The sequence below is a fragment of the Pseudoalteromonas sp. SR45-4 genome (assembly GCF_014163535.1).
In the GTDB taxonomy this organism is placed as follows: Bacteria; Pseudomonadota; Gammaproteobacteria; order Enterobacterales; family Alteromonadaceae; genus Pseudoalteromonas; species Pseudoalteromonas nigrifaciens.
The window spans coordinates 73309-96513 of record NZ_JACJDO010000002.1 but is presented as its reverse complement, the minus strand read 5'-3'; the positions used below and the strand labels follow the sequence as shown (position 1 = coordinate 96513).

Here is a 23205-nt window from a genome sequence, read left to right as displayed (position 1 = left end):
TCAAAATTAATTACTTACCTCTTTTATTTGCAATAAAGAGTGCCAAATTATGAAGTGTATTCTACCACTACCATTGCTCTTAATGAAATAAACTAAACGCTATTTATATTTGTTTATAAATGAAAAAGGCAGCGAGTGCTGCCTTCAAAACTTAAAGCTTTGTCTATTAACTATCTAAATAACACATCTTCGCGGTTAAACCATTTAACGCAAAAAGCTAATAAAATACCGGCAATAATAGCTGTAGCTAAAAATATTAGCCCTATTAGCGTGTAATCTACTGTGCCTTTAACTATTTCTTTTATTGCTAACGCTACATTAGTGACAGGAATAAACGCTGTTTTAACAGTGAGTTCCACATTTGGCATTAAGGCAATTATTACCGGAAAAATAACGCCCAGAGATAACGGTGTCATGTAGTTTTGCGCTTCTTTAAAGGTACGTGCGTAAATTGAAATAGCTAACGCTAGCGCAGAAAATATAGCCGCCAGTGGTAACAGTAATACAAAAATCATTAATAAATCAGAAACGGCTAAGCTACTAAATGCAACTTTAATAAATTCAAGATCCGCAAAAGTAATCGCCAAGGCTATCCACACTCCCATACTCAGCACAGTAATGGTTGTAGAGGCAATCGAAGTAGTTAAAAGGGTAATAAATTTACCTAAAACAAGTTGTGTACGAGTGATAGGTGTTAACAATAATGTCTCTAGGGTGCCACGTTCTTTTTCGCCTGCTCCTAAGTCAATGGCAGGATAAGTTGCTCCCATTAATACTAAAGGTACTAATAAGTACGGTAAAAACCCACCTATTTTTTCACCTAGGTTTTCACGTTTGTCGGCGGTATCTACTTTTACAACTTCAATTGGTTCAAGTATTGCTTTTTGCGTTGCTTCGTCAATGCCAAAACTAAGCAGCTTTTGTACTTGTAACGCATCGCTGTATTCTTGCGCTAGCTCTTTCACCCGCTGAAACAAAAAGTTAATAGACTTAGCGTCGTTAAACACTACCTGCCATTTGCTTTGCTGTGCATTATTTAACGTTTGCTGTGCATTGCTTGGTAAATAAATGCCCATATCAATATCGCCAGCAATCACTGCGGCTTTAAGCTGTGCAACACTATTAAAGGTTTTAGTGCCTTTATACTGCTCAAAACTTTTATGGTAAAACACTTTGTCGGTAAACTCTGGCGCATAGTCGCCGTTTACAATAGCGTAGGTATTTACTTTTTGCTCTGCATCCATAGCTGCTTGTGCGCTAATAAAGGCAACAACGGCAAAAATAAGTGGGAACACTGCAACTGGCACAGCCACTACAAATATGAGCGTTTTTTTATCGCGTAGTAACTCTCTTAATTCCTTTTTAAATACTTCAAACATCACGTTTCTCCGTTAATATGTTCATAAACGCTTGGTTAAGTTCTTCACTGTTACCTGTTTGTTTAAACTCTTCTACAGTGCCATCAAAACAGCTTACGCCTTCGTTAATCACTGCTACGCGGTCGCACAGTAAAGCAACTTCATCTAGGTGGTGCGTTGAAAAAACAACCGGTGTGCCTTGCGCTTTTAAACCTTTTATAAAGTTAATTACCGTTTGTGTGGTCATAATATCTAACCCGGTCGTTGGCTCATCTAAAACCACTACAGCAGGATAATGCACTACTGCGCGGGCAATATTGGCTTTTTGTTTCATTCCGGTTGAGAGGTTTTCTGCACGCTTATCTATAAATTTATGCATATCGAGCAAGGTAAATAGCTCTTCGCAGCGTGTTGCAATATCTTTTTTACTCATGCCATGGAGTTTTGCAAAATATTCGATGTTTTCTTTTACGGTTAAACGCCCGTATAAGCCGGTTGAACCCGATAGAAACCCAATCGATTTACGCCCCAGCAATGGCTTTTTTATTATGTCGTTACCGGCAATGGTAATACTGCCGGCATCGGGTTTTAAGGCAGTAGAAATCATTCTTAACGTGGTGGTTTTACCTGCGCCATTTGGTCCTAGCAGTCCAAGTACTTCGCCTTTTGCACAACGAAAGCTAACATCTCTAACTGAATGAAAATAATCTTTATCTTCGCGCGGGTCTATTTCATCTACTTTGTTTTTTTTATGATCTTTAGTTAGCTTAAATTTCTTTTTAAGGCCAATAACTTCTATCATGTTCGTATCCTTCGTTTTTCTCTAAAGTAATCCGTATTATTATAAAATGTGTCGTCGGTGTTGTCCTCATGCCACCCCGGAACACCTAGTAGTGGTAAAGGTGAAAGGAGTTTATTGTCGGCTAAACACTGATCGGTTTTTATCATCTCATAAAGTCTTTGATCTAGGTACTGGTATTGGGTAACTAAATCTTTACAAAATATTTCATCGGGTACAGTTACAAACAACGCTTTACCCGTTAAACCAATATAGGGTTTAGTTAGCATTTCGTAATTAGCATGGCCAAACATAAATGGTTTGATGGTTTTTCCCCACTGCGCTCTATGCTCAACAAACGCTGTTTTCCATTGATGATCGCGCAACCACTGTTGCCATTGGGTATTGCTAATAGCCAGTACAACACCGCATTCGTCAAATAAGGTTAGGGCATTGCGATGTTTGGTACGCTGCTTTGTGCCATGTACTGCAATATCTGCTACGTGGCGTTGATTAATGAGCGCTTTGGTTTTAGGAAATAAACACCAAATAAAGCCACCAAATAAGTCGTGCCAATTTTCAGTACGCGTAGGCACCTGCCCTGTTTCAAAAATAACTTGCTCGTAATAACGCTCAGCAAAATCTATTTTTGCATCATCGACAAAGCTAATAGCCAAGTTATTGGCATTAATTGCGTTTAAGTGTGGGCTAAACCAGCTAGGCAGAGGCCAATTTTTTTGCTCATGTATATTAAACAACGTACGCAAATGCTCAAAAGCGCCGCTTTGTAAGCAGCTTGGCTGAAATTCTTCTGGGGGAGTAAAACGCTTCATTATTATTTGTACTTACTAGTTTATACCTTAAATTTTGTAACAGTTTACCGCAAAAACTGGTTCTAATTAATAGAACTTCATATACTGGGTTATCTTAAAACAAAAATAGAGCCAATATGAAACGTTATTTCTCTCTTACCCTTATCACTGCTGCCGTATTAGCGGGCTGCGCTACAACAAGTATTACCTCCGATGATGTAACTAAGGGCTACAACAGTATTCAAGCTGATGAAATTGCTAAGCATGTAAAAGTGTTAGCATCGGATGAATTTGGTGGCCGTGCCCCTTCATCGCCAGGCGAAAAGCTAACGCTTGATTACCTAACAGCGCAATTTAAAGCCTTGGGTTTAAAGCCCGGTAATGGCAATAGCTTTTTACAAGAAGTTCCGCTGGTTTCGCTTGAAGCAGACTCAGACATGGTATTAAAAATTGGTGGTAAAAACTACCAATACAAAACAGACATGGTAATGGGCAGTAGTCGCATTAGCGAAAACCAAGCAATTGAAAACTCTGAGCTAGTATTTGTTGGTTACGGCGTTAATGCACCAGAGTATAACTGGAACGATTACGAAGGCTTAGATGTTAAAGGCAAAACGGTAGTAATGCTGGTAAACGATCCGGGCTTTGCAACTAAAAACCCTGATTTATTCACTGGCGATGCCATGACCTATTATGGCCGTTGGACTTATAAATACGAAGAAGCGAGTCGTCAAGGTGCAGCGGGCGCAATTATTATTCACGAAACAGCACCAGCTTCATACCCTTGGTCTGTAGTAGAAAACTCGTGGAGTGGTGAGCAGTTTGGTTTTCAAAAAGAAAACAACAATATGGACCGTGTAGCCGTTGAAGGCTGGGTAACAACAGACGTAGCCAAAGAGCTGTTTAATAAAGCAGGGCTTGATTTTGATACACTAAAAGCCAATGCTGCAAAAGGCGCTTACCACGTTGATATGGGCGATTTGACTGCCTCTATAAAGATAAAAAACACCATTAAAAAGTCTATCTCGTATAACTTTATTGCCACTTTACCGGGCAGTGAAAAACCAGATGAACATGTTATTTATTCTGCACATTGGGATCACTTAGGCACTGATAAAAACCGCAAAGGGGATCAAATTTTTAATGGCGCGCACGATAATGCTACCGGTACGGCTGGTTTAATTGAAGTGGCTGAAGCCTTTACTAAATTACCTAAGCACCCTAGCCGTTCAATGACCTTTTTAGCGGTAACCGCTGAAGAGCAAGGCTTATTAGGATCAAAATATTATGCAGCTAACCCTGTTATTGCTGCCAATAAAACCGTTGCTAACATTAATATGGACAGCTTAAATTTATTAGGCAAAGTAAAAGATATTAGCGTGGTAGGTATTGGTAAATCACAAATGGATGATTTATTAACAACGGTTGCGCTTGAGCAAGGCAGAACAATATCTGGCGATCCTAATCCTTCTTCGGGTGGTTACTATCGCTCTGATCACTTTGCTTTTGCAAACATGGGCATTCCAGCCATGTACGCAGGTGGTGGCACGCAAGCCTTTGACGAAGAAACTGCAAACTACCGTAAGCGTATGAGCTTAGTACTGCGCGGTTGTTATCATCAACCATGCGATCGCTACCGTGATGAATGGGATTTATCGGGCGCGGTGCAAGACCTACAATTATTTTATAAAGTAGGTTTTAATATTTCTGAGCAAGAGCAATGGCCAACGTGGAACACTAACTCTGAGTTCCAACGTAAGTAATTTAATCTTATCTAATCGAAAAACTCAAATAGAGTAATCGATATAATTGCACTCAAATGATATTGATTATCATTTGAGTGCAATGTAAAGTGTAGCTTAGTTACTTACTAGGCCACACTTTATGCAATTACTCTCACATAGTGGATTTATAACAGCCAATTCAAAACGCTTTATGGGTCAAAACAAACGCTTATTATTACCACTCTTTATATTAGTGTGTTTAGCCCTACCTAATTTACGCGCTATTACTATTACTGCACTCAGTGACGCATTTTTTCAGGTCAGTGTTTTTGTAGCAGCTACCTTACTAATTTACTACTATGCCATAGCACGTTTACCACAATTAGAGCTTAGTTATTTAAGCGCTAAGTCGCCTATTTTAGAAGTTGCTTTTGCATCTATACTAGGTGCATTACCAGGCTGTGGTGGTGCAATTATTGTTGTTACCCAATTTACAAAAGGCCAAGCCAGTTTTGGCGCTATTGTCGCGGTTTTAGCTGCAACAATGGGTGATGCGGCATTTTTACTACTTGCTACTCGCCCTACCGAAGGAGTAATTATTATGGGTATTGGCTTGGTTGTAGGAACTTTAAGCGGATTGATAGTAAATGCTATTCATAAAAAAGACTTTTTGCGACCACTCCCACAACAGCATAAACAACAGGTTATACAGCTACCAACAGCTATTATTAAAATATCTAAGCCGGTATGGATGGTTGCTATTGTTCCAAGCTTAATTATTGCTTTGTTAATTGCGTTTAATGTTGATTTTAACAAGTGGGGTACTAATATACCTAACATTATTAGCTTTTTTGGCGCTGCAATGGCACTGTTTATTGTCAGTATTTGGGCGTATTCGTCTAAAGGAGAGAGCTATAAAGAAGTCACCGCAGAAGACGATGCATGTAAGCGTAATCCTCCCTCTAATATTACCAAGGTATTACAAGACACTCACTTTGTAACTGCGTGGGTCGTTGCGTCATTTATGTTATTTGAAATATTAGTAAATGTGGCAGGACTTGATTTAAAAGCATGGTTTTTACACTATGCGTATTTAGCACCACTTATAGCGGTATTAATCGGTTTTTTACCCGGTTGCGGGCCACAAATAATTGTTACCACTTTGTACATTCAAGGTATTATTCCATTTAGTGCTTTAACTGCAAATGCTATTTCTAACGATGGCGATGCGCTGTTTCCTGCCATAGCAATGGCACCAAAAGCCGCGCTCATAGCAACTTTTTATACTGCAATACCGGCTTTAGGCGTGGGTTATGGTTTATATTTTTGGTGAGTAAGTAATACTTTTAAATACAGTAAACAAAAAACCAGCCGAAGCTGGTTTTTTAATAACAATAAGCGCGTATGTTTAGCTCATCGCCATCATCATTACCGATGGATTTTCTAAGTACGATTTCCAAAGGTTATTAAAACGGGCAATAGTGCCACCATCAATCACGCGATGATCGCCAGACCAGCTCACCTGCATTATAGCTTTGCTTACCACTTGGCCGTTTTCATCAAAACGCGGTAAGTGCTGTAATTTACCCAAAGCAACAATAGCCACCTCTGGTTTATTAATAATAGGCGTCGCAATAGTGCCGCCAATTGCACCAATATTTGAAATACTAATAGTACCGCCTTTCAAATCATCTGGCGCAACACGACCTTCTCGCGCTGAGTCGGTTAAACGGGTTAAATCGTTTGCAACTTCTACAATACTTTTGCTCTGACACGATTTAATATTAGGCACTAATAAACCTATTTTTGAGTCAACTGCAATTCCAATATTATGATCGTTATAATAGGTAAGCTCGCTGCACTCATCATTTACTTTAGAGTTAAGTACTGGGTACTCTTTCATTGCAAGCGATAATGCTTTAACAAAAAACGGCATCATGGTTAGTTTAATACCTTGCGCTTTATACTGCTCTTTTAAACTAGAGCGAAGCGCAATTAGCTTAGTTAAGTCTACTTCATCACTAAAGGTAAAGTGTGGAATGGTCGAAACCGACGCCACCATTTGTTTAGCCATTGCCGCTTTTATGCCTTTAATTGGCTCTACACGTGTACCACCTGAGTGTGTAGCTGATGTTCTTTGCTCATTGCCACTGTGCAATGGTGAGGTATCGATAGTGTTAGGAACTTCGCCTTTTACAAACTCTTCTATGTCTTGTTTATAAATACGGCCATTTTTACCACTGCCCGGTACACAGGTTAAATCAACATCAAGCTCGCGTGCTTTACGACGAACCGCTGGCGATGCAACTGCTTTTTTATTCACAATTTTAGTTGTTTGCTCAGCTTTAATAGCCGCTGGTTTATCTGCTGCATTAGTTTGTGCTTTTACCACTGCTTGATTTATATCTGCATCGGCTTTAGCTGTACGCCCTGCTACCGTCATTTGAAATAACGGGCTGTGCACTTTGGCTATTTCACCTTTTTGATAATACAGCTTATTTACAACACCAGTATATTTTGCCGGTATTTGTACCAAGGCTTTGTCTGTCATTACATCACAAACCGCTTGATCCTCAACTATTTCTTCACCTTCGGCAACTAACCAGTCAACAATTTCACACTCAACAATACCTTCGCCTATATCTGGCAAAATAAAATCTTCTAAGTGCTCGCTGCTATTATTACTGACAACCGTTTGAGCTGCTTTTTCAGGTGCTGCATCAGCTTCTTCGCTAACTGCTTCACCACTTACATTCATAGCAAATAATGGCCCATGAACCTTGGCAATTTCACCTTTTTGATAATAAAGCTTGGTAATAACCCCATCATGTACAGCGGGTATTTGCACTAATGCCTTGTCTGTCATTACATCACAAATAGGCTGATCTTCAGCCACAGTGTCACCTTCTGCTACAAGCCATTCAACAACTTCGCATTCAACTATGCCTTCACCAATATCGGGTAATATAAAATCTTTAGCCATGGTATCCCCTAAAAATCCATTGATTGTTTAATTGCGGCCAATACTTTTAATGCATCCGGTACATATTCTTTTTCAAGCGCTAACGGATACGGCGTATCTAAGCCACACACGCGCATAATTGGCGATTCTAAATGTAGGAAACATTCTTGACCAATGGTTGCCGCTATTTCTGCACCAAAGCCATTAGTAATTGGCGCTTCGTGGCTAACAATCAAGCGTCCAGTTTTAGTCACCGACTGTGCAATTGCCTCTACATCCCATGGTAAAATACTGCGTAAATCAATTACTTCGCAGCTAATGCCTTGTTCACTTGCTTGTTTGGCGGCGTCTTCTATTATTTCCATTTGCGCGCCCCACGCAAGTAAGGTCACGTCTGTACCTTGCTGTACTACCTCGGCTTTTCCAAGCTCAATGGTGTAATCTTCTTCTGGCACTTCGCCGATTGATGCGCGGTATAAGCGTTTTGGTTCAAAAAACAATACCGGGTTGTCATCTTTGATTGCCGCGCGTAATAAGCCTTTTGCTTGGTACGGGTTACGTGGCACAATCACTTTTAAGCCTGGTGTATGTGCAAAGTAAGCCTCGGGTGATTGTGAATGATACAAGCCCCCTGCAATTCCGCCGCCGTAAGGTGTACGAATAGTTAAATTACCCACATTAAACTCATTACCACTGCGGTAGCGAAATTTAGCTGATTCATTGACTATTTGGTCAAAGGCTGGAAATATATAATCTGCAAACTGTATTTCTGCCAGCGCTGGAGCGCCAAAAGCCGCTAAACCATTCGCAAAACCTAAAATACCTTGCTCTGTAAGCGGGGTATTAAATACACGGTGTTTACCGTACTTTTCTTGTAAGCCTGAAGTTGCTCTAAATACACCACCAAAGTAACCCACATCTTCGCCAAAAATACAGGCTTGTGGATGCTCTGCCATAGTAATGTCAAGTGCAGAGTTAATTGCGTGTAGCATGTTCATTTTAGCCATTACTTAATTCTCCCTGCTGTAACTGGGTAGGCATCTGGATGCAGTTTTATATGCGCTTTTAGTTGCTCATATTGGCGTTGCAATGATGGAATTGGGGTATCGTAAACATCTGATATTAATTCTTCTAAAGCTGGCTTTGCCACTACTTCGGCACGTTTTAGCGCAGCTAAAATTTCTTCACGAATTGATTCTTTAGCTTTTACATCGTCGGCTTCGTTTAGCCAGTCTTGCTTAATTAGCCATTTTCTAAACTTGTCGATTGGGCATACTTGATGATTAGCTTCTTCATCTTTAGAGCGATAACCACTTGGATCGTCTGAGGTCGAATGCGCACCTAAGCGATAAGCAATTGATTCAATTAAAATTGGCTCGCCTGTGCTCACTGCAATTTCACGGGCTTTTTTAGTTGCCGCATACACTGCAAGGGCATCTGTGCCATCAACACGAATTGTTTTAATACCGTAACCAACGCCACGAGAAGCAATGCCGTCACCTTTAAACTGCTCATCTGCAGGGGTCGAAATAGCATAACCATTATTACGGGCAAAAAATATTACCGGCGCTTGATGCACTGCGGCCATATTTACACCGGCATGAAAGTCCCCTTCAGACGCTGCGCCTTCACCAAAATAACAAATAGTGATGTTATCTATAGTGCTGGCAAGCTCACCTGTTTTAGCATCTATATGTTTAATTTTTTGACCATAAGCGTAGCCAGTCGCTTGTGGAATTTGTGTTCCTAATGGCGATGATATGGTCATATAGTTTAATGCTTTAGAACCATAATGAATCGGCATTTGGCGGCCTTTGCCTAAATCCAGTTCATTAGAAAACATTTGGTTCATAAACTGATCAAGCGTAAAACCACGATAGTGAAGCGCCGCTTGTTCACGGTACTGAGCCATAATCATATCATTTTGATCAAGCGCAGCTGCAGAGGCTGTTACTGCAGCTTCTTCACCTAAACATTGCATATAAAAGCTAATGCGGCCTTGGCGCTGTGCACCTTGCATGCGTTCATCTAACAAACGTATAAAGCGCATGGTTTCGTATAATTTAATTGCGGTATGTTTTGAAATGTCGGGTGCGGTTGCACCTGGATGAATCTCGCCGTCCTCAGTTAAAATACTAAGGGTTGGAATAGTTAACGCATTGCCATCGATAAACTCAAGCTTATGGTTAATATTCAGCGATACGTTATTTGGATTACTCATAACCTACCTTCTTTTGTTGTCGATAAAACAGTGCCCATTAAATTATTATTGTGGGTTGATTGCTGCGAATAAACTTTGCAACATCTGCACTGTCTTTAATTAAAGCTGCCGACACTTTACGTTAACGTAAAGTGTTATTCAACAAATCTGTGACGAAACAAAACTAAATAGTGAGTATAAAAATGGCAAGTTAACTATACAGATATTTTACTATTTATTAATCATATAGTTAACTTATTACAACAAGTGGTCTGATCAGCTATTTTAAATAAAATTACTGTCTATCGCCATTGGCACAACGGTTAACAGCGCTCGCTGCCCAATAGCTACGTTTGCATTGGGGAAAATAATCGCTTCTCCTTGCACATCGGCGTAGTAAGGTGTATCGCCATCAGTAGCTAACAACTCACCCTTGGCAAAACCTGTGAAGTTTTCGGCCTGATCTGAAAATGGAAAACTAAATTCATTCTGCGTTCTATTTATGGTGCGGTGCACAGTAAACAACTCGAATTCATCTGCATTAAATTCTGGATATTCAACCTTATCTTGGCTAATTAATGCAGTGAGTGTTTGTTTGGTTTTTGCAAAGCGGCTCATGTCATTCTCACCAAAGGACTTAACTTGGCCAAGCTCGACCGTAAACGAATCGGCACCATGCACAAATGATGAATAATAACTAAAGGTGGTTGCTGGGGATTTCATCATTAATACGGTATTTACCCCACAACTTAATAAAAACTGTAATTGCGACTTTTTCCACGGTTTACCATGTAAATAAGGGTACACTGCAAACTTTTCGTTTTTAGAGCCACGAATTGCAGTATGTAAATCGTAATGGCAGCGGCTGCTACCTTGCTCACCTCGGCTAAAAAAGTCACTTACGTACTGCTCTAATTTGGCTGCACGGGTACGTTCGTTATTCATTGGTACGCCGTCTACGCTATGGTGGCCATTAAACAACCTGTTAAGGTTTTCTTCTACAAAACGCAAACCAATATTAATTGATTGCGGATTACCAAAAATAAATAAAACGCGCTGCTTTAGGAGCAGCTCACCGGCGATTATTTGTTTAATTAATTCGTCGCATATTTCGATTGGTGCGGTTTCGTTTCCGTGCACTGCACTTGAGTACACTACGTCTTTGCTTGAAACATTGGCCGGTTGAAACTCTATAACACCGGTATCATGAATAGTAACTACTGTGCCATTATTAAGGGTGAACTCCCCTGCGGCTAAGTGCCATTCGTTATTGCGGCTTAGCGTTAAAAAGTCGCCAGTTTGTTTTAATTCTTCGATGTAATCTGGAGTAGTGGCTGACATATGGATAAAAGCCCTTTGTAAAATTGAAATTATTATTATGCAATTAAAAACAAAAACGGCTGATTAAATCAGCCGTTTTTAAGTAATATAAGCGATATTAGCTAATAACTGAGTCTACTAGCTTTTTAGCTTCTTTTTCAAGTAGTGCTAAATGCGCTTCACCTTTAAACGACTCAAGGTAAATTTTGTATATATCTTCAGTACCCGATGGACGCGCTGCAAACCAACCACTTTCGGTAACTACTTTTAAACCACCAATTGGCGCATTATTACCTGGCGCATGGGTTAGCTTTTGTAAAATAGGTTCACCTGCGAGTGTATCGGCTTTAACGTCGTCGGCACTGAGGGCTTTTAAACGCGATTTTTGCGTGCTTGTAGCCGGTGCGTCTATACGTTTATAAAGCGGCGAGCCAAATTCTTGCTCTAACTCTTTATAAAGAGCAGACGGTGTTTTACCGGTAACAGCAAGTATTTCGGCCGCTAATAAGCCCATAATAAAGCCATCTTTGTCGGTACACCAAACACTGCCATCAAAACGTAAAAATGCGGCGCCAGCACTTTCTTCGCCGCCAAAGGCTAACTTGCCTTTATTTAACCCTTCAACAAACCATTTAAAGCCAACCGGTACTTCTTTTACTTTACGGCCATTACGCTCAGTAACTTTGTCGATCATGGAGCTGGAAACTAACGTTTTGCCAATTTGCACATTTGCGTTCCAGTCTCGATTTTTAAGCAAATAATCAATCGCAACCGCTAAAAAGTGATTAGGGTTCATTAAACCATCTGGCGTTACTATGCCATGGCGGTCGTAATCTGGATCGTTACCAATGGCAATATCAAAATCATCTTTAAGCGCAATAAGGTTGGCCATTGAATAAGGTGATGAGCAATCCATACGAATTTTGCCATCTTTATCAAGTGGCATAAATGCAAAACGAGGATCAACAACATCATTTACAACGCTAATGTCTAAATTATATTTTTTAGCGATAACCGGCCAAAAATTAATGCCTGAGCCGCCCAGCGGATCAACGCCAATTTTGATACCCGCTTCGCTAATCGCTTTTAAATTAACAATATTTTCTAGATCATTAATATACGGGGTCATTAAGTCTTGGTATTTAATAAACCCTGAGCGCGAGGCTTTAGCAAACGGAAATAATTCCACTTCAACTAAGTCCTCTAGTAATAACTGATTAGCTCTGTCTTCTATCCATTTAGTTACGTCGGTATCGGCAGGCCCGCCATCGGGTGGGTTGTATTTAAACCCGCCATCCTCTGGTGGGTTATGCGAAGGCGTAACTACAATGCCGTCGGCTAATTCATTTGGGTGCAGCTTGTTGTAACTTACAATAGCGTGGCTAATTACCGGTGTTGGAGTAAAGTCACCATCGTCTTGGGTGATCACTTGCACTTCGTTGGCTACTAATACTTCTATTGCCGAATTAAAGGCCGCTTCACTTAAAGCGTGGGTGTCTTTTCCTAAAAATAACGGGCCAAAAATATCGTTTTGTTTTCTGTAGTCACAAATAGCTTGAGTAATAGAGAGTATGTGCGACTCGTTAAATTTAACATCGTAGGAGCAACCACGATGCCCTGATGTACCAAATGCAACACAATGCTCTGGATTCTGCTCAAGGTCTGGCTCATTTAAATAATACGCAGATACTAATTTAGGTACATTTATTAATACCGATTGTGGAGCTGGTTTGCCCGCACCTGGATGAATAGCCATAGTATTTCCTTACAGGTAGTCGCGAATTTTTTCAGCTTGTTCTGTGCTATAACCTAAACACAAAGCAACTTCATGAAGCATCATTTTTTTACGTGTAGTGTTAGAGTTTGTCATTACCCAGTACTCACTGTCGGTGATGTTTTTAGGGTTCATACTGCTACCACTATTAACTAAGTCTTCTTTGCTAGTAGCAAAGTAAACGCGATCACGGCCTTTGATATCTAATACGGCGCGAAAGTCAGTTTTATGGGTACGGTAAAATGCACTTAAAATAAATAAAAAACGACCCACAACGCCTTTTTGCATTGCCAACTCTTCTTTATTTAATACATTAAATACATTCGCATTTTTTTGCTGCACAGACTTCTCAGCTACTGCACTTGGCTTAGCAGCAAGCGCAGGTGTTTGCTCTGCTACAGGGGGAACTTTAGGCAAGGTAGTTGTTGTTTGATTATTTTGATTAAGCTCTACGTTTGCGGTCTGAATTTTTTCGCCGCTCAGATTTAATAAACGACGTAAAATAGTGGATGCGCTCTCACCAATACTTTGCGTATTGCTGGCAATATACTGATATAACTCGTCGTCTATGTCGATTTGTTTCATGTTCTTCCTGTCATTACGGCCACATTTTTCTTTCCGTGTGATTATACCCAAACCAGTTAGAAATGCGAGTTACAACAAACCCCGCTGTAAACATATATTTTAAATTACTTATGTGCGCTATTTAAATTACTATTTAGCACGATTAAATAGCTAAATATTGTTGATAAAACAGGCTACAGCCCAATATTATATTTTGTGACTGTATTTTTTGCTTTTTAAGCAAATGCTCGTCACACTATGGCGAATTTTACACTGAGGCTAATATGCAGTTAAATTATAAGCAACAAGGGCAAGGCCCACATGTTATTTTAATTCATGGGCTTTTTGGATCATTAGAGAACTTAAACGTGATCGCAAAACCCCTTAGTGAATTTTATACCGTAACCAATGTCGATTTACGTAACCATGGCAAATCGCCCCATAGCGATACAATGACTTATGCGGCAATGGCCCAAGATATTATTGAATTATTAACGCATTTGAACATAGATAAAGCGCACATTATAGGCCACTCTATGGGCGGAAAAGTAGCAATGGAATTGGCATTAACCCATCCAGAGCACGTTAATAAATTAATTGTGCTTGATATAGCACCTGTTAGTTACCCTGCTCGCCACACTAAAATTATTCAAGCGCTTAAAGCGGTTGCAAACGAATCTATTACAGATAGAAAGCATGCCGATGCAATTATGCAGCCTTTTATAGACGAGATGGGTGTGCGTCAGTTTTTATTAAAAAGTTTAGCTAAAAACGATGAAGGCAATTTTGCATGGCGGTTTAATTTATTGAGTCTTGATAAAAATTATTCGATAATTACCGACAATGTTAATGAAAACAATTCTTGTTTGTGCGACACTCTATTTATTAAAGGTAATGATTCTGACTATATATTAGCTGAGCATAGAGCGGCTATTAAGGCGCGCTTTAGTAATGCCAGTGCCAAAATAATTCACGGTGCTGGCCACTGGTTGCATGCGCAAAAGCCATTAGCAGTGAATAAAGCAATAAATGACTTTTTAACTGCGATTTAAACTCATTTTAATCGCCTGTTTTTGATTTTGCGTACTAAAAAGTCGTATATTTATATGCTATAGTATGCGCCGTTTAATTTAAAGGTTACACGTTGATGGTCAGTCAGTTAATTAACGAATTTGATACCTTAGGGTTGTATTTTGGCTTAGCCGGTATTTTTATATTTATCGGTATGGCAATTAAAGACGTACTAAAAAGCGGCAATGTACCCAAGTTTGGTCGTTACATTGTTTGGGCTGTACTCTTTTTAGGGTGTTCTGGCTTTATTGCTAAAGGACTTATTCAAGTATTTTGGCAAGGCGCAGGTGTAGGTTAAGCATGGCCAAGTCAGAAACAGATAGAACAACGCTCGATTTATTTGAATACGAAAAACGCCCAGGCAGACCTAAAACCAATCCCCTTCCACGGGATATGCAGTTAAAGGTTAATAAACGTAATCAAATAAAAAGAGATAAAGCACGTGGTTTAAAGCGTGTTGAATTTAAAGTTTCTTCACAGTTATATCAGGCACTTAGTGATATGGCAGATGCACAAAATATTAGCCGCAGTGTGTTGATTGAAACAATTTTACAAGAAAGATTGGCTATTGATAGATAAAAGGTTTAATCCATGGCAAGTGTAGGCATTTTTTTCGGAAGTGACACAGGTAATACAGAACACGTAGCAAAAATGATCCAAAAAGAATTGGGTAAAAAGCTCGTAGCTGTACATGATATTGCAAAAAGCTCTAAAGAAGAGATTGCGGAATTTGATTTAATCTTATTTGGTATTCCTACTTGGTATTATGGCGAAGCGCAATGTGATTGGGATGATTTTTTTCCTGAGCTTGAAGAAGTAGACTTTGAAGGTAAGCTGGTTGCTATTTTTGGTTGTGGTGACCAAGAAGACTACGCAGAGTACTTTTTAGATGCAATGGGCATGATTAACGATATAGTTACTGAACGTGGTGCTATTGTGGTTGGTCATTGGCCAAGTGAAAGTTATAACTTTGAAGCATCTAAAGGTATTGCTGATGACAAACATTTTGTTGGTTTAGGTATCGATGAAGACCGTCAACCAGAACTCACTGAGCAGCGTGTTAAAGCCTGGTCTGCCCAAGTTTATGAAGAAATGTGTTTAAGCGAACTTGCTGATTAACTTTATTTTTTCTTGGTTTTTGCTTAAATTAGTAGCAATATATTAGTAAATGCGCTTTTATCGGTATTTATTAGCTTTGACCTTTGCACTTAGTAGCTAGGCACGTTACCCTTACCGGTTGATGTGTCGTGTACATCTATTCGTGTACATCCTTGCAAGGTGTCTAGTATAACCAAACAAAATTGAGACAGATTTAATGACTGATCATAATTTGGAATTAAAAAAAGCCGGTTTAAAGGTTACTTTACCGCGAATTAAGATTTTAGAGATTTTACAATCACCTGATAACCAGCATATTAGTGCTGAGGATGTTTATAAAATTCTTCTAGATTTGGGTGAAGAAATCGGTCTTGCAACTGTATATCGCGTACTTAATCAATTTGATGACGCTGGTATTGTTACTCGCCATCACTTTGAAGGTGGTAAATCAGTATTTGAACTTGCAACCAGCACTCACCATGACCACTTAGTATGTCTAAAATGTGGTAAAGTGGTTGAGTTTGAAGATGATGTTATTGAACGTCGCCAACTTGAAGTTGCTGAAAGAAATGGTATTAAATTAACCAATCATTCTTTATATTTGTATGGTGAATGCGAAGACAAAGAAGCGTGCAAAAATTTTGCTAATAATATAAGTTAAGCTTGTATTATAAACAAAAAAAACCTGCTTAATGCAGGTTTTTTTGTCAGTAAAATTCCCAGTACTCATTACTAACACTTCCTAGGTAATAATGAGTACTGAGGCGTTAACCTTTACTGAGTTTTTGACCATGAGTCACGCAGACCCACTGTTTGATTAAATACTATGTTTTTCGCTTTTGAATCTCGCGAAAAATAGCCAGTACGTTCAAACTGAAAACCTTGCTCGGCTGCTGAATTAGCCAACGATGGCTCTAACTTAGCATTCGTTAAAATAACTAATGAGTCAGGGTTTAAGGTGCTTTCAAACTCATCGGCTGCTGCTGGGTTTGGTACGCTAAATAAACGGTCATACAAACGTACTTCTGCTGTAATCGCTTCACTTGCCGATACCCAATGAATAACCCCTTTAACTTTACGACCATCACTTGGGTTTTTACCTAGCGTTTCTGGGTCAAAAGTACAGTAAATAGTGGTAATTTCACCATTTTCGTCTTTTTCAACACGCTGTGCTTTAATTACATAAGCGCCGCGTAAGCGTACTTCTTTATCAAGTACTAAACGTTTGAACTTGTTATTAGCTTCTTCTTTAAAGTCTTCACGTTCAATATAAATTTCACGTGTGAATGGCACATCACGGCGACCCATTTCTTCTTTATTTGGGTGATTAGCCACAGATAAGGTTTCAACTTTATCAGCATCATAGTTTTCAATAACGATTTTAACGGGATCAAGTACCGCCATTGCACGTGGTGCATTTTCGTTAAGATCTTCACGGATACAGGCTTCAAGCATGCCCATTTCAACCATGTTTTCTTGTTTGGTTACACCAATACGTAAGCAGAACTCACGAATGGAGGCTGGGGTATAACCACGACGACGTAAGCCTGCAATCGTAGGCATACGTGGATCATCCCACCCTTCTACATGATTATTCACTACTAAGTCGCTGAGCTTGCGCTTAGACATAATAGTGTACTCTAGGTTTAAGCGTGAAAACTCAATTTGTTGTGGATGACACTCTAAACTGATGTTATCAAGTACCCAGTCATATAAACGACGGTTATCTTGAAACTCCAGTGTACACAATGAATGAGTAATACCTTCTAGCGCATCAGAAATACAGTGAGTAAAGTCGTACATTGGGTAAATGCACCACTTATCTGCAGTTTGATGATGATGAGCAAAGCGTACACGATAAATAATAGGATCGCGAAGCACCATAAATGAGCTTGCCATATCAATTTTAGCGCGCAGTACACACTCGCCTTCTTTAAACTCGCCATTACGCATTTTTTCAAATAACGCGAGGTTCTCATCACTTGCTGTATCGCGGTATGGGCTGTTTTTACCCGGCTCTTTTAATGTGCCACGGTATTCACGGGCTTGATCTGCCGTTAAAAAGCACACATACGCTAAGCCTTTATTTATTAGCTCAACTGCATAATCGTATAATATATCGAAGTAATTAGACGAGTATTTAATTTCGCCATCCCAATTAAAGCCTAACCACTGCACGTCTTCTTTAATAGAATTAACGTAGTTAATATCTTCTTTTTCTGGGTTTGTATCGTCAAAGCGTAAGTTACATAAACCGTTATAGTCTTTTGCGATGCCAAAATTTAAACAAATTGATTTTGCATGGCCAATGTGTAAAAAACCATTTGGTTCGGGTGGAAAACGAGTATGCGTAGACGCATGCTTTCCACTTGCTAAATCTTGGTCAATGCGGGTTCTAATAAAATTACTTGGGCGATTCTCGATTTCCGCCATAGGAGTATGATCCTCAAAATAGTGCGTGATAACAAAACTAATGCATTATTACAAAAACATACACTAACATACAGCAATAGATTAAGGTTTATTTTAGATCTTGGTTAACTTTAATTCAGTAACGAGTCAGTTAATGAATAAACTTTGTTTTAGCGCAATAATAACGTCATCAAAGGCCATTATAGTAAGCAAATAACCTGACTTAAAGGAACCATGATGGCTATACAAAATCAACACCGTGTTTATATTCCAACCAATGCCCGTACCAATCACTACCTTTTAGCTGAAATAACCCCTACCACTGATTTTTATAAAAGCTTTAGTAATATTAACTGTTGTTATGAGCGTATAGCACGTGAGCTTTTTTCTTGCTGTGATGAGCTTGGCTTACACAATGTGCATTTATTAGCGAACGACAAACTACCTGTAGTACGCTTTAACGATGAGTCGTATCAGCTTGAAACGAATAAACAAATGTTGTTTTTTTATAACCCTCGCTACCACGAAGCACATAAAGCGTACTACACTGAAAATATAGCCAGTAAAAAAATCAGGCTGTTATTTTTAGCAACCGGTGACGATCTGCGTGCAAATTCAGCATTGTTTCATAGCAAAGTACAAAAGGTATTAAATAATTTACAACAGCAGTTATTTTTAGAACAACCACTGTTTAAACTGCGCGATCATCAACATTTAACCTATGACTTATTTGCTAAAGATAAAGGCAATAAACAAACCTACGGTTATAAACTGCGTAGCCTCTACCCTCGCTACCAGTCAAGGCAGTGTAATATTCCCAGTGATCATGCCCAAATGAGCTATGCAACCTTCGCTATTCCAGTGTCACGAGCAATCAAAACGCAATTTCAAACACAAATAAATAATCGTGATTTTAAGCAATTTTATACATACTTTACCGATTTATTTACCCAAATTTGTAATACCAATAAGTTAACCCACGGGGCTATGGTTGCTAATGGCGCTATACCAATTATTCGTAATAGCAGCATTGATAAAAATGACGGTAATCAAGAATTACAAAAGTTAAGCTTTGACATAGAGACTGATCAAGTGCAAATTAAAGCGCTATTTAATGAAGATAAATTAGTAGAAACACTGCATTTTGTAGTGGTAGCTGCGCAGCATAATAATAATGAAATGGGCTATGGGCGGTTTATGAATCAAGTAGAGAAAACGATTCATACTTTGTGCGATGAGTTAGCTATAAATAAACAACGCCAAGATTTATCAGTGCGGTTTTATCAGCATATAAGCTACCTATACTAAGTGTAAAAGTAAAAGTGCAGATAACAAAAAGGCTCGCATTAGCGAGCCTTTTTAGAGCAAAAAAGCGATTACCAGCCTGTTTTCTCTTTAAGTGCTTTACCGATATCAGCAAGTGAACGTACAGTTTTTACGCCCGCAGCTTCTAGTGCAGCAAATTTCTCATCAGCAGTACCTTTACCACCGGCAATGATTGCGCCAGCGTGACCCATACGCTTACCTTCTGGTGCAGTAACACCAGCAATGTAAGATACTACAGGTTTAGTAACGTGTGCTTTGATGTACTCTGCAGCTTCTTCTTCTGCAGTACCACCAATTTCACCGATCATTACGATCGCTTCAGTTTGTGGATCTTTTTCGAACATTTCTAAAACGTCGATAAAGTTAGTACCTGGAATTGGGTCGCCACCAATACCAACACATGTAGACTGACCAAAACCAGCATCAGTAGTTTGCTTAACTGCTTCGTACGTTAATGTACCAGAGCGAGAAACAATACCTACTTTACCAGGTTTGTGGATATGACCAGGCATGATACCAATCTTAGTTTCACCAGGAGTAATAACACCTGGGCAGTTAGGACCGATCATACGTGTACCTGTTTGATCTAGTTTGATTTTAACATCAACCATATCAAGTGTAGGAATACCTTCAGTGATACAAACAATCAGCTCGATGCCTGCATCGATTGCTTCTAAGATTGCATCTTTACAAAAAGGTGCTGGTACATAGATAACAGACGCAGTTGCGCCAGTTTCTTGTACTGCTTCACGCACTGTATTGAATACAGGAAGACCAAGGTGCGTTTGACCGCCTTTACCTGGGCTTACGCCACCAACCATTTGTGTACCGTACTCAAGCGCTTGCTCTGAGTGGAAAGTACCTTGGCCACCGGTGAAACCTTGACAGATAACTTTTGTATCTTTATTGATTAATACAGACATTATTTGCCCTCCGCAGCAGCAACTACTTTTTCAGCAGCGTCTGTTAGTGATTCAGCAGCGATGATGTCTAGACCAGAGTTTTTAAGAACTTCACGGCCTAGTTCAGCGTTAGTACCTTCTAAACGTACAACTACTGGTACGTTTACGCCTACTTCTTTAACTGCGCCAATGATGCCTTCAGCAATCATGTCACAACGTACGATGCCGCCAAAGATGTTAACTAAAACAGCTTTAACATTATCATCAGAAAGAATGATTTTGAATGCTTCAGAAACACGTTCTTTAGTCGCGCCGCCGCCAACATCTAGGAAGTTAGCCGGTTTGCCACCGTGTAGATTTACGATGTCCATAGTACCCATTGCTAGGCCTGCACCGTTAACCATACAACCAACGTTGCCATCTAGCGCTACGTAGTTAAGCTCAAAGCTTGCTGCATGTGCTTCACGTGAATCTTCTTGTGAAGGATCGTGGAATTCACGGATTTTAGGTTGACGGTAAAGTGCATTACCATCGATACCGATTTTGCCGTCAAGACAGTGAAGGTTACCTTCGTCTGTGATCACAAGCGGGTTGATTTCAAGTAATGCGAAATCAAAATCAGTGAACATTTTACCAAGACCCATAAAGATCTTAACAAACTGTTTCATTTGTACTGGGTTAAGACCCAATTTGAAACCTAGTTCACGTGCTTGATAAGCTTGAGGACCTACTAATGGGTCGATCTCAGCTTTATGGATAAGCTCAGGTGTTTCCTCAGCAACAGTTTCAATTTCAACGCCGCCTTCAGTAGACGCCATGAAAACAACTTTGCGAGATGCACGGTCAACAACTGCACCTAGGTACAATTCGTTGGCGATGTCAGTACAGCTTTCTACTAAAATTTTAGCAACTGGCTGGCCTTTCTCGTCTGTTTGGTAAGTAACTAGGTTTTTACCTAACCAGTTAGCTGCAAACGCTTTAACTTCGTCGATAGTTTTTACTAGCTTTACACCGCCAGCTTTACCACGTCCACCTGCGTGAACCTGAGTTTTAACAACCCACATATCGCCGCCAATTTTTTCAGCAGCAGCTGCAGCTTCTTCAGGTGTATCGCAAGCGTAACCTGTAGAAACTGGTAAACCATATTCGGCAAAAAGTTGTTTTGCCTGATACTCATGCAAATTCATGATGCTTTATCCAAATTTTTATACTAAAAGAGCCGAATATTTTTTCAAATAAACAACTATCCCAAATTGCGACCATAGTATAGATCCCAAGGCTTAACATGAAAACCCCAGTATGACCAAAGGCGCAAAAAAAAAGCTGTGAATGTTCATTCACAGCTTACATTTCATACAACTAAATTAAACATCCAGTAATAAGCGTGTTGGATCTTCAAGTAACTCTTTAATTGTTACTAAGAAGCCAACAGATTCTTTGCCATCAATGATGCGGTGGTCATAAGAAAGTGCTAAATACATCATAGGAAGTATTTCTACTTTACCGTTTACAGCCATTGGACGATCTTGGATTTTATGCATACCCAAAATTGAAGACTGCGGTAAATTAATGATAGGAGTAGATAGTAAAGAACCAAATACACCGCCATTTGTAATAGTGAAGTTACCACCCGTCATATCATCAAGTGTTAGCTTACCATCACGACCTTTTAGTGCTAGCTCACGAATACCTTTTTCGATTTCTGCAACTGATAACTTGTCACAATCTTTAAGTACTGGCGTTACTAGACCACGAGGTGTAGATACAGCGATGCTGATGTCGAAGTAGTTGTGATAAACAATATCGTCACCATCAATTGATGCATTTACATCTGGGAAGCGCTTAAGTGCTTCAGTAACCGCTTTCACGTAGAAAGACATGAAACCTAAACGAATACCGTGGCGCTTTTCAAACACTTCTTGATACTGCTTACGAAGGCTCATGATAGGTTCCATGTTCACTTCGTTGAATGTTGTTAACATTGCAGTTGAGTTTTTCGCTTCAAGTAAGCGCTTAGCAATTGTTTTACGTAAACGCGTCATAGGAACACGTTTTTGTGTACGATCGCCCATTGCTGCTGCAGGTGCCGCCGCTGGTGCTGCTTTTGCCGCTGGTGCAGGTGCTTTTAAGAAAGTATCTACGTCTTCTTTAGTTACACGACCGTTTTTACCCGTGCCTTTAATTTTTGCAGCGTCTAGGCCTTTTTCAGCAATTAAACGACGTACTGAAGGTGTTAACACATCAGAGCTGTCGTTTGACTCACTTGCTGCTGGTGCAGCTGCGTCTGCTTTTTTAGCTGGTGCTGCTGGAGCGCCGCCCGCTTTAACCGAACCAATTACTTGCTCGCCTAATACAGTGTCGCCTTCGCCGTGGATTATTTCACCCATGATACCGTCTTCTTGAGCAACAACCTCAAGTACCACTTTATCAGTTTCAATATCTACTAAGTTTTGATCGCGAGTTACTGCGTCGCCTGCTTGTACATGCCATGTAGCAATTGTTGCGTCTGCAACTGATTCTGGAAGTACAGGAACTTTAATATCCACTTCTTTACCTTCTGATGCTGGTGCTGATTGCGCCGCTGGCGCGTCTTCTGATTTAGTTGCTGCAGATTCTTCAGTTGAAGAGTCTTCTTTTGGTGCATCTTCACTTGCTGGTGCTGCATCAGCATCGCCAAGTAAACCGATAACTTGATCGCCAAGTACCGTAGCGCCTTCTTCTTGTGTAATTTCAGTAATCACACCGTCATGTTGCGCAACAACTTCTAAAACCACTTTATCTGTTTCAATGTCTACTAAGTTTTGGTCGCGAGTTACTTTGTCGCCAACACTTACATGCCATGTAGCAACGGTAGCATCTGCAACCGACTCAGGAAGAACAGGAACTTTAATTTCTGTGCTCATT

The 23205-nt window shown here is 39.8% G+C and carries 21 protein-coding genes; 8 read left to right on the top strand and 13 right to left on the bottom strand.

The window, feature by feature from the left end; translation table 11 throughout:
- Positions 1-170 precede the first annotated feature (170 nt).
- Genes H5058_RS01610 through H5058_RS01600 form a run of 3 tightly spaced genes read right to left on the bottom strand, consistent with a single transcriptional unit; the run spans position 171 to position 2969 of the window.
- A complete protein-coding gene (locus tag H5058_RS01610; RefSeq protein WP_011328303.1) occupies positions 171-1379 on the bottom strand; it encodes an ABC transporter permease in 1209 nt (402 codons plus the stop codon).
- Positions 1372-2160: an ABC transporter ATP-binding protein gene (locus H5058_RS01605; protein ID WP_011328304.1), complete on the bottom strand. Its 789-nt coding sequence runs from the start codon at positions 2158-2160 to the stop codon at positions 1372-1374. The genes H5058_RS01610 and H5058_RS01605 overlap by 8 nt, the downstream gene beginning before the upstream one ends.
- Positions 2157-2969, bottom strand: a complete 813-nt coding sequence (locus H5058_RS01600; RefSeq protein WP_011328305.1) for a DUF3025 domain-containing protein — start codon at positions 2967-2969, stop codon at positions 2157-2159. Before H5058_RS01600 ends, H5058_RS01605 begins: the two co-directional genes overlap by 4 nt.
- Positions 2970-3085: 116 nt before the next feature.
- Here H5058_RS01600 and H5058_RS01595 point away from each other — a divergent pair, with 116 nt between their 5' ends.
- A complete protein-coding gene (locus H5058_RS01595) occupies positions 3086-4711 on the top strand; it encodes a M28 family metallopeptidase (RefSeq protein WP_089368342.1) in 1626 nt (541 codons plus the stop codon).
- 121 nt (positions 4712-4832) lie between these two features.
- Positions 4833-6005 (top strand): putative manganese transporter, encoded by a 1173-nt coding sequence (locus tag H5058_RS01590; protein ID WP_182676641.1) that lies wholly within the window; start codon positions 4833-4835, stop codon positions 6003-6005.
- A 75-nt stretch (positions 6006-6080) separates the two neighbouring features.
- Here the strand turns inward: H5058_RS01590 and H5058_RS01585 are convergent, their stop codons facing one another.
- The 6 genes from H5058_RS01585 to seqA all read right to left on the bottom strand — a co-directional run bounded on the left by H5058_RS01585 (position 6081) and on the right by seqA (position 13513).
- On the bottom strand, positions 6081-7655 hold the full coding sequence (locus H5058_RS01585; protein WP_011328308.1) for a dihydrolipoyllysine-residue acetyltransferase: 1575 nt from the start codon (positions 7653-7655) through the stop codon (positions 6081-6083).
- Between the two features lie 8 nt (positions 7656-7663).
- The gene (locus tag H5058_RS01580) at positions 7664-8641 is read right to left on the bottom strand and encodes an alpha-ketoacid dehydrogenase subunit beta (RefSeq protein WP_011328309.1); all 978 of its coding nucleotides are present in this window, start codon (positions 8639-8641) and stop codon (positions 7664-7666) included.
- The gene (locus tag H5058_RS01575; RefSeq protein WP_011328310.1) at positions 8641-9855 is read right to left on the bottom strand and encodes a thiamine pyrophosphate-dependent dehydrogenase E1 component subunit alpha; all 1215 of its coding nucleotides are present in this window, start codon (positions 9853-9855) and stop codon (positions 8641-8643) included. Before H5058_RS01575 ends, H5058_RS01580 begins: the two co-directional genes overlap by 1 nt.
- A gap of 264 nt (positions 9856-10119) precedes the next feature.
- Positions 10120-11175, bottom strand: coding sequence for a succinylglutamate desuccinylase (astE, locus tag H5058_RS01570; protein ID WP_179807017.1), 1056 nt, complete (start codon positions 11173-11175; stop codon positions 10120-10122).
- 97 nt (positions 11176-11272) lie between these two features.
- Positions 11273-12910 carry a phosphoglucomutase (alpha-D-glucose-1,6-bisphosphate-dependent) gene (gene pgm, locus H5058_RS01565; protein ID WP_011328312.1) on the bottom strand — a complete coding sequence of 546 codons (1638 nt, stop codon included), beginning with the start codon at positions 12908-12910 and terminating at the stop codon, positions 11273-11275.
- A gap of 9 nt (positions 12911-12919) precedes the next feature.
- A complete protein-coding gene (seqA, locus tag H5058_RS01560; protein WP_011328313.1) occupies positions 12920-13513 on the bottom strand; it encodes a replication initiation negative regulator SeqA in 594 nt (197 codons plus the stop codon).
- A gap of 263 nt (positions 13514-13776) precedes the next feature.
- On the opposite strand from seqA, the gene H5058_RS01555 reads away from it, so the two are divergent.
- From H5058_RS01555 to fur, 5 genes are all read left to right on the top strand, one after another.
- The gene (locus H5058_RS01555) at positions 13777-14544 is read left to right on the top strand and encodes an alpha/beta fold hydrolase (protein ID WP_011328314.1); all 768 of its coding nucleotides are present in this window, start codon (positions 13777-13779) and stop codon (positions 14542-14544) included.
- Positions 14545-14639: 95 nt separating this feature from the next.
- Entirely contained in the window at positions 14640-14861 is a 222-nt protein-coding gene (locus H5058_RS01550; protein ID WP_011328315.1) for a DUF2788 domain-containing protein, read from the top strand.
- Positions 14862-14863: 2 nt separating this feature from the next.
- Positions 14864-15142 (top strand): LexA regulated protein, encoded by a 279-nt coding sequence (gene ybfE / locus H5058_RS01545; protein ID WP_011328316.1) that lies wholly within the window; start codon positions 14864-14866, stop codon positions 15140-15142.
- A 12-nt stretch (positions 15143-15154) separates the two neighbouring features.
- Entirely contained in the window at positions 15155-15682 is a 528-nt protein-coding gene (gene fldA, locus H5058_RS01540) for a flavodoxin FldA (RefSeq protein WP_011328317.1), read from the top strand.
- A gap of 196 nt (positions 15683-15878) precedes the next feature.
- Positions 15879-16322, top strand: coding sequence for a ferric iron uptake transcriptional regulator (gene fur / locus H5058_RS01535; protein ID WP_011328319.1), 444 nt, complete (start codon positions 15879-15881; stop codon positions 16320-16322).
- Between the two features lie 113 nt (positions 16323-16435).
- Here fur and glnS read toward each other — a convergent pair whose 3' ends face one another.
- Positions 16436-18094: a glutamine--tRNA ligase gene (glnS, locus tag H5058_RS01530; protein WP_086994249.1), complete on the bottom strand. Its 1659-nt coding sequence runs from the start codon at positions 18092-18094 to the stop codon at positions 16436-16438.
- A gap of 216 nt (positions 18095-18310) precedes the next feature.
- Here glnS and H5058_RS01525 point away from each other — a divergent pair, with 216 nt between their 5' ends.
- Positions 18311-19381 (top strand): DUF3083 family protein, encoded by a 1071-nt coding sequence (locus H5058_RS01525; RefSeq protein WP_011328321.1) that lies wholly within the window; start codon positions 18311-18313, stop codon positions 19379-19381.
- A 68-nt stretch (positions 19382-19449) separates the two neighbouring features.
- Here H5058_RS01525 and sucD read toward each other — a convergent pair whose 3' ends face one another.
- From sucD to odhB, 3 genes are all read right to left on the bottom strand, one after another.
- Positions 19450-20322 carry a succinate--CoA ligase subunit alpha gene (gene sucD / locus H5058_RS01520; protein WP_011328322.1) on the bottom strand — a complete coding sequence of 291 codons (873 nt, stop codon included), beginning with the start codon at positions 20320-20322 and terminating at the stop codon, positions 19450-19452.
- Positions 20322-21488: an ADP-forming succinate--CoA ligase subunit beta gene (sucC, locus tag H5058_RS01515; RefSeq protein ID WP_011328323.1), complete on the bottom strand. Its 1167-nt coding sequence runs from the start codon at positions 21486-21488 to the stop codon at positions 20322-20324. The genes sucD and sucC overlap by 1 nt, the downstream gene beginning before the upstream one ends.
- 177 nt (positions 21489-21665) lie before the next feature.
- Positions 21666-23204: a 2-oxoglutarate dehydrogenase complex dihydrolipoyllysine-residue succinyltransferase gene (odhB, locus tag H5058_RS01510; protein ID WP_011328324.1), complete on the bottom strand. Its 1539-nt coding sequence runs from the start codon at positions 23202-23204 to the stop codon at positions 21666-21668.
- Between the last annotated feature and the right edge of the window lies 1 nt (position 23205).